Annotated in this window: 11 protein-coding genes and 1 pseudogene; 5 read left to right on the forward strand and 7 right to left on the reverse strand. The window is 58.3% G+C overall.

The window, feature by feature from the left end:
- The 5 genes from ACQKP2_RS22940 to ACQKP2_RS22960 all read right to left on the reverse strand — a co-directional run.
- A partial coding sequence (locus ACQKP2_RS22940) for an oligopeptide/dipeptide ABC transporter ATP-binding protein (RefSeq protein ID WP_427579705.1) occupies window positions 1-1573 on the reverse strand: 1573 nt, incomplete at its 3' end.
- A gap of 23 nt (window positions 1574-1596) precedes the next feature.
- A complete protein-coding gene (locus ACQKP2_RS22945) occupies window positions 1597-2490 on the reverse strand; it encodes an ABC transporter permease (RefSeq protein ID WP_427579707.1) in 894 nt (297 codons plus the stop codon).
- Window positions 2487-3440, reverse strand: coding sequence for an ABC transporter permease (locus ACQKP2_RS22950; protein ID WP_427579709.1), 954 nt, complete (start codon window positions 3438-3440; stop codon window positions 2487-2489). The genes ACQKP2_RS22945 and ACQKP2_RS22950 overlap by 4 nt, the downstream gene beginning before the upstream one ends.
- Window positions 3437-4108, reverse strand: coding sequence for a dimethylsulfonioproprionate lyase family protein (locus ACQKP2_RS22955; RefSeq protein WP_427579710.1), 672 nt, complete (start codon window positions 4106-4108; stop codon window positions 3437-3439). The genes ACQKP2_RS22950 and ACQKP2_RS22955 overlap by 4 nt, the downstream gene beginning before the upstream one ends.
- A gap of 78 nt (window positions 4109-4186) precedes the next feature.
- Window positions 4187-5638: an ABC transporter substrate-binding protein gene (locus ACQKP2_RS22960; RefSeq protein WP_427579711.1), complete on the reverse strand. Its 1452-nt coding sequence runs from the start codon at window positions 5636-5638 to the stop codon at window positions 4187-4189.
- A gap of 184 nt (window positions 5639-5822) precedes the next feature.
- Here ACQKP2_RS22960 and ACQKP2_RS22965 point away from each other — a divergent pair, with 184 nt between their 5' ends.
- Window positions 5823-6698 (forward strand): LysR substrate-binding domain-containing protein, encoded by an 876-nt coding sequence (locus ACQKP2_RS22965; protein ID WP_427579713.1) that lies wholly within the window; start codon window positions 5823-5825, stop codon window positions 6696-6698.
- An 826-nt stretch (window positions 6699-7524) separates the two neighbouring features.
- Here the strand turns inward: ACQKP2_RS22965 and ACQKP2_RS22970 are convergent.
- Window positions 7525-7809, reverse strand: a pseudogene (locus ACQKP2_RS22970) (site-specific integrase); the annotation flags it as partial.
- A gap of 1376 nt (window positions 7810-9185) precedes the next feature.
- On the reverse strand, window positions 9186-10100 hold the full coding sequence (locus ACQKP2_RS22975; protein WP_427579715.1) for a LysR family transcriptional regulator: 915 nt from the start codon (window positions 10098-10100) through the stop codon (window positions 9186-9188).
- Window positions 10101-10263: 163 nt separating this feature from the next.
- On the opposite strand from ACQKP2_RS22975, the gene ACQKP2_RS22980 reads away from it, so the two are divergent.
- The 4 genes from ACQKP2_RS22980 to ACQKP2_RS22995 all read left to right on the forward strand — a co-directional run bounded on the left by ACQKP2_RS22980 (window position 10264) and on the right by ACQKP2_RS22995 (window position 17084).
- Window positions 10264-11439 (forward strand): M20 aminoacylase family protein, encoded by a 1176-nt coding sequence (locus tag ACQKP2_RS22980; protein WP_427579717.1) that lies wholly within the window; start codon window positions 10264-10266, stop codon window positions 11437-11439.
- Between the two features lie 440 nt (window positions 11440-11879).
- On the forward strand, window positions 11880-13988 hold the full coding sequence (locus ACQKP2_RS22985; RefSeq protein ID WP_427579718.1) for a hypothetical protein: 2109 nt from the start codon (window positions 11880-11882) through the stop codon (window positions 13986-13988).
- Window positions 13963-15900 carry a dynamin family protein gene (locus tag ACQKP2_RS22990; RefSeq protein WP_427579720.1) on the forward strand — a complete coding sequence of 646 codons (1938 nt, stop codon included), beginning with the start codon at window positions 13963-13965 and terminating at the stop codon, window positions 15898-15900. Before ACQKP2_RS22985 ends, ACQKP2_RS22990 begins: the two co-directional genes overlap by 26 nt.
- Window positions 15897-17084 carry a hypothetical protein gene (locus ACQKP2_RS22995; protein ID WP_427579722.1) on the forward strand — a complete coding sequence of 396 codons (1188 nt, stop codon included), beginning with the start codon at window positions 15897-15899 and terminating at the stop codon, window positions 17082-17084. Before ACQKP2_RS22990 ends, ACQKP2_RS22995 begins: the two co-directional genes overlap by 4 nt.
- The last annotated feature ends 150 nt before the right edge of the window (window positions 17085-17234 follow it).

Raw genomic sequence — 17234 nt, forward strand, 5'->3', positions numbered from 1 at the left:
CCGATACATCGAGCGCCGAGAGGATTTCATCGCAAATCAGCAGTTTTGGATTGACCAGCAAGGCCCGGGCGATTGCCACGCGCTGGCGTTCGCCGCCGGACAGCTGTTCAGGAAAACGATCGAGATAGCCGACGTGCAACCCCACGCTATCCAGAGCGCTCTCAAGGGTTTTGTCGGTGGCTTCGATCGCGAAATGCTGCACGGGCCGTTCGAGTATGGCCTTCACACTGCGACGCGGATTGAGTGACGCATCCGGGTTCTGGAAGATGTACTGGATCTGCCGCAACTGCTGGACCGATCGGCCGGCAAGCGTTGGTTGCAAGCGATTGCCGTCGACACTGATCGAGCCCGACAGTGGTGCGAGTCGACCGCTGATGGCGCGAGCGATGGTTGATTTTCCGCTGCCCGACTCGCCGACCAGCGCCACGATCTCGCCTGCGCCCAGTTGAATATCGATGTCGCGTGCGATGGGCACCGCCGTCTTGCCCAGCAGTTGGGTGAACCATCCGGACCGCGCATAGGACAGCGAAAGGTTGTCCACGGACAACAAGGGTGCTGACGAGGCATTGCGGCGCAGGGCGATTGTCGCCGCCGGTGGTGCATCCTGACGGGCAGCGATCTCGGACCAGCGCATGCAGGCCACCGATTGCACGGCCGTCACGGGGACCAGGTTCTGCGCTGTGGAACGGCAGATGGCCGTCGCAAAATCGCAGCGCGGCTCGAACTTGCATCCCGTGGACATCTGATCCCGCCGCAACACGCCACGAAGACCACGCCCCTTGGTGTGACCCTGGCGTATCGACGGAATCGAGGCGATCAGACCGCGAGAATAGGGATGGGCAGGGTGTGCCAACAACTGCTCGCAAGGCGCGACCTCCACCAGCTTCCCGGCGTACATGACGCCAATGCGGTCGGCGATCTGGGCCAGCAACGCGAGGTCGTGGGTGACGTAGAGCATGGCCATGCCGATGCGATTGCGCAGGTCCGACAGCAGCTGGATGATCTGGCGCTGCGTGGTGACGTCCAGGCCGGTGGTGGGTTCGTCGAGCACCAGCAGGTCCGGATTGCAGGACACCGCCATGGCGATCGTCACACGCTGCTGTTGCCCGCCGGACAGCTCATGGGGATAGCGTCGGCTGACATCGGGCAACCCGACCAGGGCGAACAGTTCGATGATGCGCTGATCCATGGTTACGCCGTTGGGCAGCGCCTGGTGGGTCAGGATCATCTCGCGAATTTGCTGCCCGACACGCATACCGGGGCTCAATGCCGTCGTCGGATTCTGCGGCACCAGCGCGATGCGATTGCCGCGCAGCCGGGCCAGGGCATGGGCGTCGAGGCTGAGCAAATCGGTGCCTTCGAACAGCACCTGACCGCTCTGCACGCGGCTGTTGCCCGCGCCATAGCCGAGCAGGCGATAGGCAACGGTGGATTTCCCGCAGCCCGATTCCCCGACCAGACCGAAGGCCTCGCCCCGGGCGATTTCCAGGCATACCCCTTCCACGACATCGGTCCAGCCGGTTTGCCCGGCATAGGCAATGCCCAGGTCACGAATCTCGATCAGCTTGTTCATGGTTCTAGCCCTTTTATTGTTGTTCATGCGCCGACCACGGACCGCTGGCCCAGCATTCTCGACAAGCCATCGGTAAACAGATTCAGGCCAACCACCAGGGACGCGAAGCCCAGGCCCGGGCCGAACACCGTCACGGGCGAGGCGATCAGCAGGCCACGGTTTTCACTGATCATCAGGCCCCATTCCGGCGTTGGCGGACGAATGCCGAAACCGAGGAAACCTAGCGCGCCGATCAGGATGGGGGCGTAGCTGATGCGCAGCGAGAATTCGACCAGCAGCACGTTGGCCGTGTTGGGCAGGATCTCCCGCAGGACGATGGACCAGGTGCCTTCGCCACGTAGCTGGGCCACCGCGACGTACTCGCGGGTGGCGATTTCCATCGCTGCGGCCCGGGCAATCCTGGCGATACGCGGGGTATAGACCAGGCCCACCACCAGTACGATCAGCGCCGGTTCGCCGGCCAAGGCAGGCCCCGCGGCGATGATCGTGACCAGCGCCAGGGCGAGAAACGGAATGCTGATCATGGCCTCGACCAGGCGCTGGACGATTTCGTCGAACCAGCCACCCAAATAGCCCGAGATCAGACCCAGCATGGTGCCGACCACCATGCCCAACGTTGTGCCCGCCAAGGCCAGCAGCAACACGATGTGCGCGCCGTACATGAAGCGGCTGAAGACATCGCGGCCGATTTGATCGACGCCCATCGGATGCAGCCATGACATGCCGGAAAGCGGGATGCCTGTGCCCATCTGCGCAAAACCGTAGGGTGTCCAGAACACCCCGATAACGGCGAACAGCACGTGGGCGACGAGGATGATCGAACCGACCTTGAATGAGCCGGGCATTGCCAGCCAGCGCGCCAGATAACTGGAAAGGCTTGGCGTGCGAAGGGTGGACAGGGTATGGGTCTGGCTCATTGTTGAGTCCTCAGGCGCGGCTGGAGCAGGACGGCGCAAATGTCGGCAATCAGATTGGCGGCGATGTAAACCGCCGCGCTGATCATCACGGTGGCCTTGATCAACGGCAGATCGCGCAACTGCAAGGCATCGATCAGCAAGGTGCCGAAACCGGGATAGGAGAAGACCCGCTCGACGATGACCACGCCGCCAATCAGGAAACCCAGGTTCAGCGCCGTGATGTTGAGCGCGGGCACGATGGCGTTGGGCATGGCGTGTCGCCAGAGCACGGCATAGGGGCGCAGGCCCTTGAGTTCGGCCAGGCGCACATAGTCCGAGCGAAGCACTTCGATCAGGCTGTCACGCAGTACCCGGATGGCGTACACCGCCATGATGATGGCGAGGGTCACCGCCGGCAGGATCATGGCCCGCAGATTGTCCAGCCAGCTGCTGGCGTCGGACACCGTCGCCAACGCGGGCAGGATCGGCATGGCCACGGCGAAGATGAATAGCAGGATCGTCGCCAGCAGGAAGTCGGGCAGCGACAACAGCACCAGCGTCACCACCGAAATGACGTTGTCGACCTTCGAGCCGCGATGGGTGGCCTGAATGACGGCCGGCACGATCGCCAGGAACAGATACAGGGCAAACGCCAACAGCGACAGCAGCAGCGTATTGACGATGCGCGGTCCCAGGACGTCGGCAATCGGCCGCCCAGTGGCAATCGAAACGCCAAGATTGCCGTGAAGCAGATCCCCCAGCCAGTGCAGGTAGCGGGCGAAGGGCGGATCACCCAGGTGCAGCTGTTCTCGCAGGACTTCCAGTGCCTTGACCGTGGCGTCGCGGCCCAGGATGCGGGTCGCCACGTCGCCCGGCAGGGCCTCGAGAATCAAAAAGATCAGGAGCGAGACGAGCAGCAGCGTGACGGCGGACAGCGCGACCCTGCTGATTACAAGCCGGAAAATGCTCATGTGCGCTTGGCCCCCTGAGTGTTCAAGGTCGGGGCTGCGGCCATCCGGTCGGGCGTGAAGGCCGCATCGGTTTCCAGATCGCCTTGCCAGACATACAGCAACACCAGGGGGCTGTCCCCGGCGAGCGTGGCATGGGTGATCCATGAAGGATGATGGATGATTTCCCCGGTGGTGCGTGATGACCATGCGTCGTCGCCGGTTCTCCAGGAGGACGGACCGGTGACGGTGTAGTAGATCTCGTCGGCCGGATGGCTGTGCAGCGGATAGTGCGTGTCGGGGCCAAGGAGCATCAGGCCGAAGGAAATCTCGGCATCCTTCATCAGCGCGGGTGGGCCGCTGTCAGGCCCGCAGATCACGCTGTAGCCGTAGTTGTCGGCGAAATTGGCACTGGGCGGGGCTGCCAGATAGGTCTTGCTGCGTGTCAGGTGCAGCGCTGGCATGAGGTCCGAGAGCGCCTTGGCCAATGCGTTATCGCCGACATAAGCCTGCAACTCGGCTTCGCATTGCGTCTGCACCGGCACGCGGGCGACAGGTACGTTCTGAAGGGTGGTCAGGCCTGCCTGCAATGTACGCAGGCGCTTGGCGTGAGCCGCCGCCACGGGTTGATCCTGGCGATCCAGTGCATCGGCGAAACAGTGCAGGAATCGGGACAGATGGGGGAGTGTCATGCGCACAGTCTCCTGACCGGAGCCAGGAGGCTCCGGGGGATGAATTGAATGATTGAAGGGGGCGACGGGGGCGAGCGGTTACCGGGTGCAACCCAGTTGTGCGTAGTCGATGCGGTTCACATCGACATTCGGCGAGTAGCCGCTGCAGCCCTTGCGCAGGCCGGCCACGACCGAGGAAAACACCGGCAGGATCATGCCGCCTTCCTGAGCGACGATGCGCTGGGCATCGCGATAAAGCGTGTTGCGCTCCTGCTCGTTCGAGGTTTGTCCGGCCTTGGCCACCAGGGCATCGAAATCCGCTCGCTTCCAGCGCGTCTCGTTCCACTCCGACTGGCTGTTGAGCGACAGGGTCAATGCTTCTGCCGGTGGACGGGCGCTGGTGTAGGAAATCACCGCCGGTTTCTTCAGCCAGATCGTGTCCCAGTAACCCTCGGCCGGCGAGGTTATGACGTTCACCTTGATGCCGGCGGGTGCCGCCATCTGGGCATAGACTTGGGCGAGCAGCAGCATGCCTGGGTAGGAATCGGACGTGTACAGATCAAAGGCGATGCCATCGGGATGGCCCGCTTCGGCGAGCAGCGCCTTGGCCCGGGTGACATCGGGGGTTTTCGGCGGCGCCCCCAGGCTCAGCGGCGAGCTGGGAGGAATCGGCGTGTCACCGCCCACTTCGCCATAGCCCAGCAGCACCGTATCGAGGATAGTCTGGCGGTCCATGACCAGCTTCAGGGCTTCACGCACCCGGACATCATCGAAGGGCGGCGTGTTCGTCCAGACCGCCAGGTAAAGCGAGGTGGCGCCCGGCGTCGAGACCAGATCGACGGCGGGGTTGCCCTTGAGCGTGATAAGGCTCGCCGGATCGACCACCAGTGACAGGTCGATCGAACCCGACAACAGCGCCGACAGACGCGAGGTGGCTTCCAGGCTGGTGGTGATTTCCAGGCAATCGGCCTTGGGCAGGCCTTCGCGCCAGTAATGCGGATTGCGCCGCAAGACCCGCACCGGACCGTTGGTGGTGAAGGTCTCCTGAATGAAAGGACCGGTGCCGTCGCCTTTGGTGCGCAGGTCTGCGCTTTTGGCACCCTCGGGGACCATCAGGGCGTACTTGGTGGCGATCAGCATCGGCAGTTCGACCACCGGCGATTTCACCTTGAAGCGCACGGTGTTCTTGTCGACGGCGGTAATCCCCTCGGCGTCCAAGAAGGAGAGGGTGGAGAAACCGCCGGGTGAGACGGCCGGGTCGAGCAGGCGACGGTAGGAGTAGACCACGTCCGCCGCATCGAAATCGGAGCCGTCGTGGAATTTGACCCCTTCGCGCAAATGGAATGTCCATTCGGTCGCGTCCGCGTTGGACTCCCACGACCGGGCCAGGACCGGAATCGGCATCATGGTATTGCTGCGGTCGACCAGAGGCTCATAGACCGCACGGATGTGATAGACACTGTCGGTGCCGATCAGCGCCGCCGGGTCCATCGTCTGTTTCTCGCCGTCCGATTCATAGCCCAGCACTCGCACGCATTGCTCTGCGGCCATGACAGCGGGGGTCGAGAAAACACAGGTTCCGAAAGCAAGCGCAAAAGCCGAGGTTGCAAGCAAACAACGTTTCATTTCCGTGCCTCTGATTTATTGTTATGGGCCGAGTATGAGATTGCGTTGCCAGCCGGGCAAACGAGTATATTTAACCCCCGCTTGAATTTTTTTAACGTCGCGAGCAAGCATGATTCAGAGATCGCTTCCCCCCCTATCGACGCTGAAAGTCTTCGAATCCGCCGCGCGCTTGCGAAGCTTCAAGGCCGCTGCCGAAGAGTTGAACCTTACCCAATCCGCCATCAGTCACCAGATCGCTTCACTCGAGCGCTACCTGGGAACAGCGCTGTTTTGCCGGCTGCCGGGCCGGGTGGAACTCAACGAAAAGGGCGAGCTTTACTTCCCGGTGGTCCAGGATGCGCTGGATCGGATTGCGCTGACCACTGACCTTATCCGCGAGAAACAGACGCAGACTTCGTTGACCGTTCAGGTCTACGTCACCGTTGCCGTACGCTGGCTCATTCCAAGGCTCCAGACATTCAAGGAAGCCTCGCCTGAGATTGCCGTCAGTCTGGATGCAAGCCTGCTCGACTGGGAATTCAATCCTGCCCGCGCCGACGTGGGGATCATCTATACCCGCACGCCGGATCGACCCAACCAGGCCTACACGCTGTTGCGAAAGGAACGCCTGGTGGCGGTGTGCTCGAAGGAAACGGCCAAGGCCATCGCCACCACCGAGGACCTGCACAAGGTCCCGTTCCTGGCGATTTCGGGGGCTACCGAGGATTCGTTGATCTGGGGGCAAAGCATTGGGCTCGCCAATCTCGTGCAGAAGAATTCGCCACGGTTCGACAGCACGTTGCTGGCGATCGAAGCGGCGATCAGCGGGCAGGGTGTGGTGGTGGTGCCAGAGTTTCTGGTGGAAGCGGACCTGCGCTCGGGCAGTCTTGTCATCGCGGCGGACGCGGACGTCATGCAGCCCGGCGGCTGGTATCTCACGCATGCGCAGAAGCGTGGCGTAGAGCAACCGATCAAGCGTTTTCTTGGGTGGATAAAAACCCAATGACACTATTAGGAGCGAGTATGCTCGCGATGGGGCCAACGATACCGCGTGGTTTTCTGAAAGCCCGCTTCACTGAAGAGTTCCAGACGTGCCAGATCGCAATCAGTCATCTTCGGTTTTTTCCGCAATGCTCGGTTCTGGAAGATCGACTCCCGGTCGCCCAAATCGCTTTAAAAACGCTCTTCGTACTCAAGGTCGTGTTTCCATCCTTGGCCGATGAATTGGACGCTGTGAGGGCCAGTTCTGAACGGCGGCTGAGGGGTGACCGGGGTGATCTAGGTCATCCAAGAGGTGACAGCAGATAGACACAGTGAATATTGATTGACTACTATTCATCTGCGCCTAGGCGTGAACTACAGGGTGGTTACAGGGATCTTCGGATCGCACCCCGCTTCTGATGAAAATCAGATGGCCCAGTGCCAGGTAACGGCGTCCTGCCCCGTCGAACGCATACAATCGACGGCTGAGAATCCCGCCTAGAGCGGGATTCGCCGTTTCTGGCCATTCACTTTTGCTGCGTCGACCGATACCGTACTTCCTTGAAGCCATTGGGATCTCTTTGCGTATCCATCGCGATTTTGAAGACACTGAGCCCCTTTTTGTTGATCGGGGTATCGGGTGAGCCTTCGCCAGTGCGTGTGAAATACGCACAGCTTACGTGAGAGCCATGTACAGGACCATATCGTCAGGCCTCGCAAGACCGCTGCCGGCAGATCCATTTTCGCCCCTTACCCAACGAGCAATCTATTCGGCGACGGCGACTTTGTTGTGTCTCGTTAAATCGATAGAGCAGGGCAGGGATGAGTACATCAACGAAAAAAGCCTTTATCTATCTACACATTTTGAGCTCTTTGACTGAGCGAGCGCTTTGTTCGTCAAGGCTGTTGTAGTAGGTGTTTTGTGTTGTGCTGAGGCTGTTATGACGCAAATCCGCTTGTAGGTCTTTCATGTCACGAAGTGGCGCGTCAAACGTGGCAGCGTTATGGCGAAGCCAGTGCAGGTACGCTGAACGAACCTGGTCGATTTCACCCTCACTCCAACCCCCACACAGCAAACGTTGCAGTGCCCGATCAAACACTCTTTGAAGAAGCGATCTTACGTATCGATACGACAGTTCCGAGTGGACGAGCTCTCGGGTACGTGTGTGTAGCTTTGGCAATGGTCGAAGAAGCGCGCAAAGCTTGATCGGCACTGGGGGGAGGTGGGAAGGAGTCTTCGCTACGAACACGTCGGCGGTGGTGGAGCTTTGCCTACGGAGCCGTTCACCGTTGAGGTTCTGAACTCAGGTGTACATATTCATGTCTCTAAAAACGAGACACTGCTCGAGGCACAAATTCGCGAAGCTTAGTAGAGTATGAAGGTGAGTAGAATCAAGGAGCTTATTATTAGCTCAACTAAATAGATGTTTAGTTGAGTTATGTTTCAAGAACTGGCCAATTTCAGCTCGAAGAGACCGAAAGTTCCAGTTTGCAGTTGTCGGCAGTACTAAAGCAGTCGTTATCACTGGCCTGGAGTCTGCCCGCCAATCGCTGTCATTGATGTTAACGACGTAGATTCTGGGCATGCTGTAAACCTGTTTTTTACCTTGTTAACCAGCGTGGTTAACAGGGTAGAAAACAGGTTTACAACGGTAGCGCACCAGCACGCTCTGATGCCTTTGACTCAACCGGAGCAGTCCCTAGGGTGCCTGGTGGTCACACTAGCTCTATGACCTTATCTGAATGGAATGTCTCAGTTGTTGATCCTTACCACGAGTGACAGCAGTTGAAATCCGAGCAGCAACACAGTGCTGAAAGATGCAGAATTTACGCAGCGTCGCGCCTGGAGGTGGAGCTACCATGTTGGTAATGTTGTAAACGAACGGGCTATTCGCAAAAAACCATACCAAATCAGCCAGATGCGCAAACGCGTGCACAGTGCGCGACCAAGTCGTTCAAGGGCCAAATTATTAAACTCGCCGTCTTGTAGTAAATTCAGGTTCCAGGACGCTCGCATGGGCCGTGTTAGAGCCTTGAACGCTCAGGCGCCAACCGGACTGCTGATCTGTAGACAAATTCGAAAATGAGAGACAACAGGCACGTTTTACGCGATTACTTCGGAGAACTCGTTCGGTGCACGATTAAGTCAATCGCGACGACGATAGGCAGACTCATCCTGGCTAGTAAAGAGTTAAAATGGACGTTACGACTTCCCAAAGTGGTTGATGGTGCGGAAGCCGTTGTCGGAGTCAATGCGCTAAACGTTTGTTGAGGCTCAGCAGGTCAGACGCATATTAAGAAAATTTGGCTTCGATGCTGGCTTGATCTCCAGAGCAAGTGTTTTTGCGTAACTCTCTGATTTTCTGACTTTTCTCATATTTAGCTGTTTTTTCGCATATTTCGATAATCTCGACAACCATTGGGGCTCGCGGTGAATACGTTTAAATACGTGTAATGTATATTATGTTAAATGATGTGTCAGACCTCGTCTATTGCCACAAACAGCGCCTGATCAAACCAGCAAATCCACCGTCTGCAACATCCGCCGATACGGCGAATGCGCCTGTGCCATCTCCCACTGAATGGTTTCAATCAAACACTCCAGAAATCGCTCCGCCGCCGGCCTCAGCGGCTGTCCGCTACGACTGATGGCGCCTACCGAAGCGCTGCCCACCGATTCGCGCAATGGCAACGCGCACAAACCTTCCCGTTGCGCGCATATCTCCACTAGCGGCCAGGGAAAGATGCTCAACATGTCTGTTTCCCGCAGCAAACTCATGATGATCGAGATCGAATGGGCGAAATGCACATGCCCTTGGGTTGAAATCGCACCGTCCTGCTGTGAGGCCAATATCCAGTCGGCGGATTCCAGTTCCTCCATGCTGTGGCTGTCGGACAACGGGTGTTGCTGGCGAGCGACTACGGCGCAATCTGCCGTAAACAGCGGCTGATACGTCAGATCGCTGCTGGAAAAACGAGTGTCGAGACGGCCGATAAACAGGTCGACCCGTGCCTCACGCAACATCGGGCACGCCACGGATGAAAGCCCTTCGTGCAACTCCAGCTGCACCTGCGGAAACAGTTGGCGGAAACGCACGACCGCCTTGGGCATGAGGGTCATTGCCAACCAGGGCGTGACGGCAACCGACAAATTTCCAGTCAGCTCGCCATTTTCATCAGCCAATACCTGTTGCGCATTGCTCATTTGCGCCACCACCAGGCGTGCCTGAATCAACAGCTTTTTGCCAAGTTCAGTGAACGCAATCCCCGTGGCATTGCGGATCAGCAGTTGCGTCGCGCTGTCTTGCTCCAGCTTCTGGATGGCCTTGGTGACTGCGGCCGGCGATGTGTCGAGGCTTTTGGCGGCGCCGCGGATACTGCCCGCGTCGGCCACAGCCACCAGTGCATTGAGTTGATAGAACTTCATGGTATCCGCCACTGTTAACCCTGGGTTGTCGCGTTCACTTTCGATTGCCTGTCAGCCGTTGTCCAGGCCCTCTACTCTCGGACCCATACCGCCCGGGCGTCGATCCTCTGCGAAGGACCGTACCAGAGGCACCTCCAACGGGTCACCAGGGAAAACGCTGCCAATGACAGACTCCATCGCGCTGTTGAAGGAAATCGAGCAGGAAATGCGCGAACTGCGCCACCAGATCCATGCCAACCCCGAACTCGGTTACCAAGAGGTCGAAACCAGCGAACTGGTCGCCCAACGGTTGCTGGAATGGGGTTACGAGGTACACCGCGCAATCGCCGAAACCGGAATTGTTGCCACGCTGAAAAAGGGTACAAGCCCACGGGTGATCGGCATACGCGCCGACATGGACGCCCTGCCGATCCTGGAGAAAACCGGGCTGCCCTATGCCAGCCGCATACCCGGCAAGATGCACGCCTGTGGCCATGACGGGCATACGGTGATGCTCCTGGCAGCCGCTTACGCCCTCGCCCATGGCCATCCGTTCGACGGCACCGTGCGCCTGATTTTCCAGCCCGCCGAAGAAGGCCTGGCCGGCGCCCGCCGCATGATCCAGGAAGGCGTGCTGCAACGGTTTCCTTGCGATGCGGTGTTCGCCGCACACAACATGCCGGGTTACCCAGTCGGCAAACTGGGCTTTCGGGCCGGTCCCTTCATGGCGTCCGCCGACCAGGTCAGCGTGACGATTCACGGCAAGGGTGGCCATGGCGCCATGCCTCACTTGAGCGTCGATCCGGTGGTGGTCTGCGCCAGTATCATCATGGCCTTGCAGACCATTGTCTCGCGCAACGTTTCGCCTCAGGAAATGAGTGTGATCACGGTCGGATCAATCAATGCAGGCAAGGCTTCCAACGTGATCCCGGACAGCGCACACATGCTGATTTCCGTACGCTCGCTGAACAATGCAGTCAGGGACCGCCTCGAACAGCAGATCTGCAAGCTCATTCATGCCCAGGCCGAGGCATTCGGTGCAACGGCCGACATCCAATACAGTGCCGATTACCCCTTGCTGGTCAACGATCAGGAAATGACCCGATTCGCCAGCCAGGTGGCCGTCGACTGGCTGGGTGAAGACGAAGTCATGACCGATATCGTGCCTTTCAACGGCAGCGAAGACTTTGCCTATTTCCTGCAGAAATGCCCCGGTTGCTACCTGATTATCGGCAATGGCGATGGCGAGAAGAGCTGCATGGCCCACGACCCGCGCTACGACTTCAACGATGACATCCTGATCCGGGGCGCGGGCTTCTGGGTCAGGCTGACCGAAGCTTTCCTGCCGCTGAACGCTTGAGAAACGCTTGCAGCTGATGCCCCCTTGGAGCACCCGTTGTTTCCATCCCTCTGGCCTCGCTAGTTGCTGCCGTACGGTCTGAAACCGACCTGAAAGCTGATCGCCGGAACACTGGATTGCAGTGTTCCGGCGTTTTCATGAAAGGAGGGCACACTTACCTCCCCCCTGGATGTGTTCCCACGAGGCAAGACGTTCCAATTTGTCGATTGTTCAAACTGCAGACCAATCGCATGAGTATCTCGGGCTCGGCGTCATTTAGAGCGCTATCTTCGCAGCACAGACCAATTTGCAATCAGCGAGGCGATACCGGCTGCTAAACCTTTCCGTTGGTCGGTCGATATACTGGCGAATCAATTTTCTGCGGCGTAGCCAGGTTCTTTGCAAGGCTTGCCCAGGGCTTGGCCAAACTCGCCAAGTACCGTTTAACAAGGAGTTCCGGCATGTACGCCACCCTCATCGATCCAGTCAATGAAGCACTGCGTCAAACGCTCAGCATTGCTGTGCAATTCGACCGCACCAACGCCGAGCGCGAAAAAATCCGCGCCGTGTTACGCAAGTTGCTGGTCATTCGTGAAATGCACGCGACGTATTTCATTTGCGTAGGCGGTACTCAAGGCGCCGGCAAAACCCACCTGCTGCGTGAGCTCTACGGCCTGGACGATTGGCTGCAGGACAACCCGGGGCGCGGCGAATGTCGCCCGCTGTTTATCCTGGAACGAGATTGTGAAGCGCCATACGCCCGAGGCGTGGATGAGTTCGGCAAGGAACATGAGATCGATCGTGAAACCCTGGCCAGGGAACTGCGCAGCTTCTCCACCGGCGAACGTTTCCTGCTGCTTCGTTTGTATGTGCCCCGCCGCCACTTCAGTGATGGCTTTGGCTTTTTGCTGCTGCCCGGATATGAGCGGCTGAGTCGCACCAACAGCCTGTGGCAAGAAGAGATGCGCGACACGCTCAAGCATGCCATGGGCAGCATCATGGTCACTAACGCTAATGCCCTGGCGACCAATGCGACGAACGAAGTACTTGTCGACATGCTGGAAAATGCCCTTCAAGGCCGCCAACCCATCATCACCATTGGCCGTACCGAAGGCAAAAGCGACGATGAGCGAGACACGTTGCGTCGTTCAGCCGCGCAGGCCTGCCAAGTGCCTGCCCAAGAGCTGGACCGCATTCTGTGCGTCGGGCGAGGTGAGGAATATCGCGAGCGCTGGGTTCCACAGCTGATCGAGGCGCTGGCCAAATACGCCCAGGTACCTGAAAGCATTCATCACCAGCGCCTGACGGATCTGCGTTCCATCGTGGAGCTGGAGCTGGAAGCCGCTGTGACGCTACTCGAATCATTGGTGGAGGACGCCGGGGCACGCGCCAGCGCCCAGGACGCACTGATTGATTCCATCCTGAATAAATTCCGTCAGTCAGTCGCCAGCTACCGCAAGAAGTACCAGAAGTCCTTGCACCATTACGTCGATCAATACGCACGTCAAGCCACGGCCAGTGCCAAAAAGGCCTATGGCAACGAGGAAGAAGGCTGGAGCAACAAACTCAGGGCCGCCAAGGATTTCTTCTTGCTCAATGCCAGCGAAACCGAACAACGCTTCATCGATCGAATCAATCAGCACTGGGAAAACCAGGATGACCAGACCCCGGTCGATGCCACCTACCTTGCGCTGACCCACGTTGCCAATGACCTGCTCTCGCTGGGCCACGCTCCCAAAGAGCATCTGGACACCCAGGCCCTGTTGACCTTGCGCAATCAGGATCTCCCGGAACAGTACCTCGGTTACGAAAAAGCTGATGGTGCAGCCATCTCTCCCTTGAGCAACAGGGTTGATCCGCAGTCACTTCAGAAGCACGTTTGCCTGTTGCTCAATGAGACCTCTGGCAAAAACCACCTCGACGTCGGCACGACTCGAAGCCAGCCGTTCAATACGGCCCTGCAACACCTGCCGGCGCTGACGATGGAATACCTGCGTATGAGCCAGGGTATTGCCCTCTGGCGGCGCAATGTCATCGACACTTCGCAGTTGGTGAACTACGACCCCGTTCAACTCGCCAAAGACATCGGCGAAACGCTGCCGAAATTTACACAGGGCGCTCAGCAGGCCATTCGTGCCCTGCTCGCGATCACTGCCGTCGACCTGGCCATCGACGGAAGCCTGGACGTGATTCCCGCCCTTGCCGGGGGCGCAGCTACCGGCCTTGGTGCAACCTTGTCGATGGCTGCGACCGGCCTGATGGGACTTGGCTTCATTGGCTACAAAGCAGCCAGTTCAGTGCACCACTACGACGTGGCCAAACGAAACTTCATCGGTGCCAGTATTGAGCGATTCAAGGACCACTTGATCGAAACCAGTCTTGAGCACTATGACGAACTGATGGAAAAAATCGAGGACCGTATCCAACGCAATTTGAGTCTGGCCTACGGCGTAGACATTGATCAGTTCGCCGAGCGCGACGCTCTGGCCCGGTCGCTGCGGACACTGGGCGTGTCGCGGCGCAATCTGGAAGCCGAGATCGATCGTGTCCATTCCCGCTACCTGGCTTGAGCGTCACCGACAGCGTCATGATTGGGCATTGCAAGCCTTTGACCGCTTTGTCCACGAACTCGCGCCGGAGGTTAGCGATCAAGTCAGGCGTTCTGACCAGGTGACGGTGGTGGTCTATGGTGCGACGCAAGTCGGCAAGACCACCCTCATTCTCGACCTGCTAGGACTGGCGTCGAGCACTCGCGATGAAGTAGCCCGTGTACTGCGTGGTGGCCAAGCCGTGGGCAAGTCTGCCACGGCCATGCCGTTGCGCTACGGCCGTGCGCCCGATGACAACTGGTACATCGCAAGCGACCGCCCCTTGACCGACGTCCAGGCTACCAAGGCGCTGGCCGATATTCGTCGCTCGGTCGAGCGAGGCAGTCGGCACAATACCGACCTGACCGATATCCTGATCCCCAGTCGGTTGTTCCCGGCGGCGTCTGCCAATGCACTGGACGTGGACGTCAAACTGATCGACTTGCCGGGGCTGGATGCACGCAACCGCAACGAACAGCAGCTCGTCGAACAGCTCGCCCGTCGCTATGTCACCGTAGCGGACCTGGTGTTACTGGTTACCCAGGCCAGCAGTCTGGGTTTTCTGCGCCCTGAAAACCTGCAGATCGAAGAGCTGGCCCACTGGGCAAGCCAGCCGGTGCGCTTTCGAGTGGTGGTGACCTCTTGTTTCTCTCTGAGCAGCGAGCGCAAGCGCTTCCAGCATGCTGCACTCAATGCACAGGAAGTCCGTCGAACGATGATCAGCGAGATCGAGACCCTCGATCTCAAAATCCCCCCGCGTTTTGCCGACAATCTGTATGTGCTTGAACTGGGTGATTCCGCTCGTGAGCTGGCTCATGGCGAACCCGAGTACTACGCGCACATTGCACCGGTGATCAGTGAGTTCCGGCAGCAACTGATCACCGACATCAAAGATGCGTCCGGTCCGTTTTCGCGTGTGTTCGCGGCCTTTCAACTGGACAGCGTCGTACAAGGTCAAATCTCGGTGTTTCGAGCACGCTACAACGAGCGCAAAGCCGAATTGGATGAAGAACTGCAGGTTTTGGAAAAGCAGCTCGGCAAGCACTACCCCACACTGGCCGGCGATTGTTGGTTGAAGCAGCTTGAGGATCACCAGGCCAGTCTCGACGAGCAGTGCATGGCTCAAAAACAACTGGGCGAAGTGTTGACCAAGTTAGTGCACACCGAGTGCAAAGCGCTGTTTGAATCATTGTTCCAAGGCACGCCAATCAAGGTGGACGCCGAAACCGTGTCAGCGCTGCAAGAGGCACTCGATGAGGAAAAAGACCGCTTGAAAGAACGGTGCCAGGGTTGGACAGAAACCTTCAATACATTATTTGCGCGCGAGGCCAAAGGTAATCTGAAGGCTTCCTTGTGCGAATGTATTGAAAAACTGCCCCCCATCGCCTTCGATGACAAGGATTTCCATGCCATTGCCTATCACCTGGACAGCTACAAAACCGATGGCTACTTCTGGACGTCGAGCTTTGAAAACGACAAGGCAGTACTGGGGCTGGCTTTTCACAAGAGCCAGCAACGCCATGCATCACTGGCGCATCAAAGCTTTATAGACGGCTTGCGTGCACAAGCCGCGCAAATCGAGAAGACCGTTCGCGCCGTCAATGCTCAAAGACTCGGCGTGAAAAAGCAGGTCAAGCGGCTTCAGGACCACCTAGGAGCACTTTCGAAGCTGCAATCAGAACTGGATTCAAATCTGGCCAGAATGACCAGTTCGCTGAAAATAGCCGAGCATTTTGAACGACGGATCAACGATGCCTTCCTGCAAGCGCTTCAAACCGCCAAGGCAGGCATCACGAAAGGTCCCACCGCCATGGATAAATTCCTGGCGGTGCTCAATACCCATTTGCTGATCAACGAAGCGGAAAAACTCTATGCCGGAAAACCTTCGACGTGACTGACAACAGAGCTCAAGACGAAATGCGCGCGGCCAGGCAAGACATGGCGCAGTTGCTCAACGATATTGTGATCGCGCCACTGAAAAGTGAACTCACGAGCCTGCTGGATGGCGCGCTGTATCCGCTCGACAAAAAAATAAAAGACGGCCATGAAGGCTTGACGACCCAGGTGGGCAGGCTCAAGCGAACGCTTGATCGTCACTATCCCGATACCGGCCTTGCCCTTGGCGACCAGATTCAAGCGTTGTTGGACGGCCAGTACACTGCACAAGACCAGGCACAAGCTCGAGCCAATGACCTGGCTGCTGCGTTGAATGTGCAAGCGCAAACGCTCAATCAGCAAACCCTGCAAGCTCTGCTGAGCCAAACCCATACGCTCGATGGTCTTTTAAATGAGCACCAGCAGGCCCTCCAGACCCATACTCAAGCGCAACTGCTTGTTCTGAATGATGCAAACCGGCTGGCCCATCGCGAAAGCAATGAGCAGCTGTTCGAACAGTTGACGGGACTGGCCGATGCCCAGCAAAGCGCTGAAACGCTGGCAGTCGCCCGAACCGATCACCTCATCGAGACATTGAGCACGCAAGCCGAATCACTCGGTCAACAGACCTTGCAAGCGGTTTACACCCATAGCCATGCACTCGAAGGGCAACTGAACGATCATCGCCAGACGCTTCAGAGCGACCTGCAAACGCAGTTGAAGATGCTGGGTGAAGTAAACCGGTCAACCTATCGCGAGGGCAGCGATCAGCTGTTCGAGCAACTGCAACGGCTCGGGAAGGAGCGTACCAAACGCCTGGAAGCACTGGTTGCCGTGCTGGCCAGCCAGGGACGCACCGCCGTGCAACAGGCCATTGCCCAGCAGGAACAGCGTGTACAGGCCACCCTCTGCGCACAAGCGATGCAGGCCAGTACGCAGCACGAGTCGGCCATGCAAATGCTTGCAGTCCTTGAGCAGCGGCTCGAGGTACAAGGCATCCAGACCGGCGCACAGCATGAATCCACCTTGCAAACGCTTGCAGTGATTGAACAACACTTGCGCAGGCAAGAGGCCCGGGTTGATGACCTGCAAGCAAAGCTGCAGCGTACTGCAAGACATGCCAAGGCCCTGCTCTTTACCTGCATCCCAATGAGTCTGTTGAGCCTGGGAGCGCTGGCATACCTGATCTTGCACATCGGCTAGCGCGGGTACCGCGGCACAGCAAAATGGCCGACCATGGTCTCGTGAGTCGGCTGAAAGGGTGTTGGGCCAATCATCTTCTTCTCGGCGGGCAAGTTCGCGTCCATCGTGCAAGCATGAACATCCGCAAGACTCAGACGGGCAACGCGCACT

The sequence above is a fragment of the Pseudomonas sp. NPDC089569 genome, assembly GCF_050280625.1.
In the GTDB taxonomy this organism is placed as follows: Bacteria; Pseudomonadota; Gammaproteobacteria; order Pseudomonadales; family Pseudomonadaceae; genus Aquipseudomonas.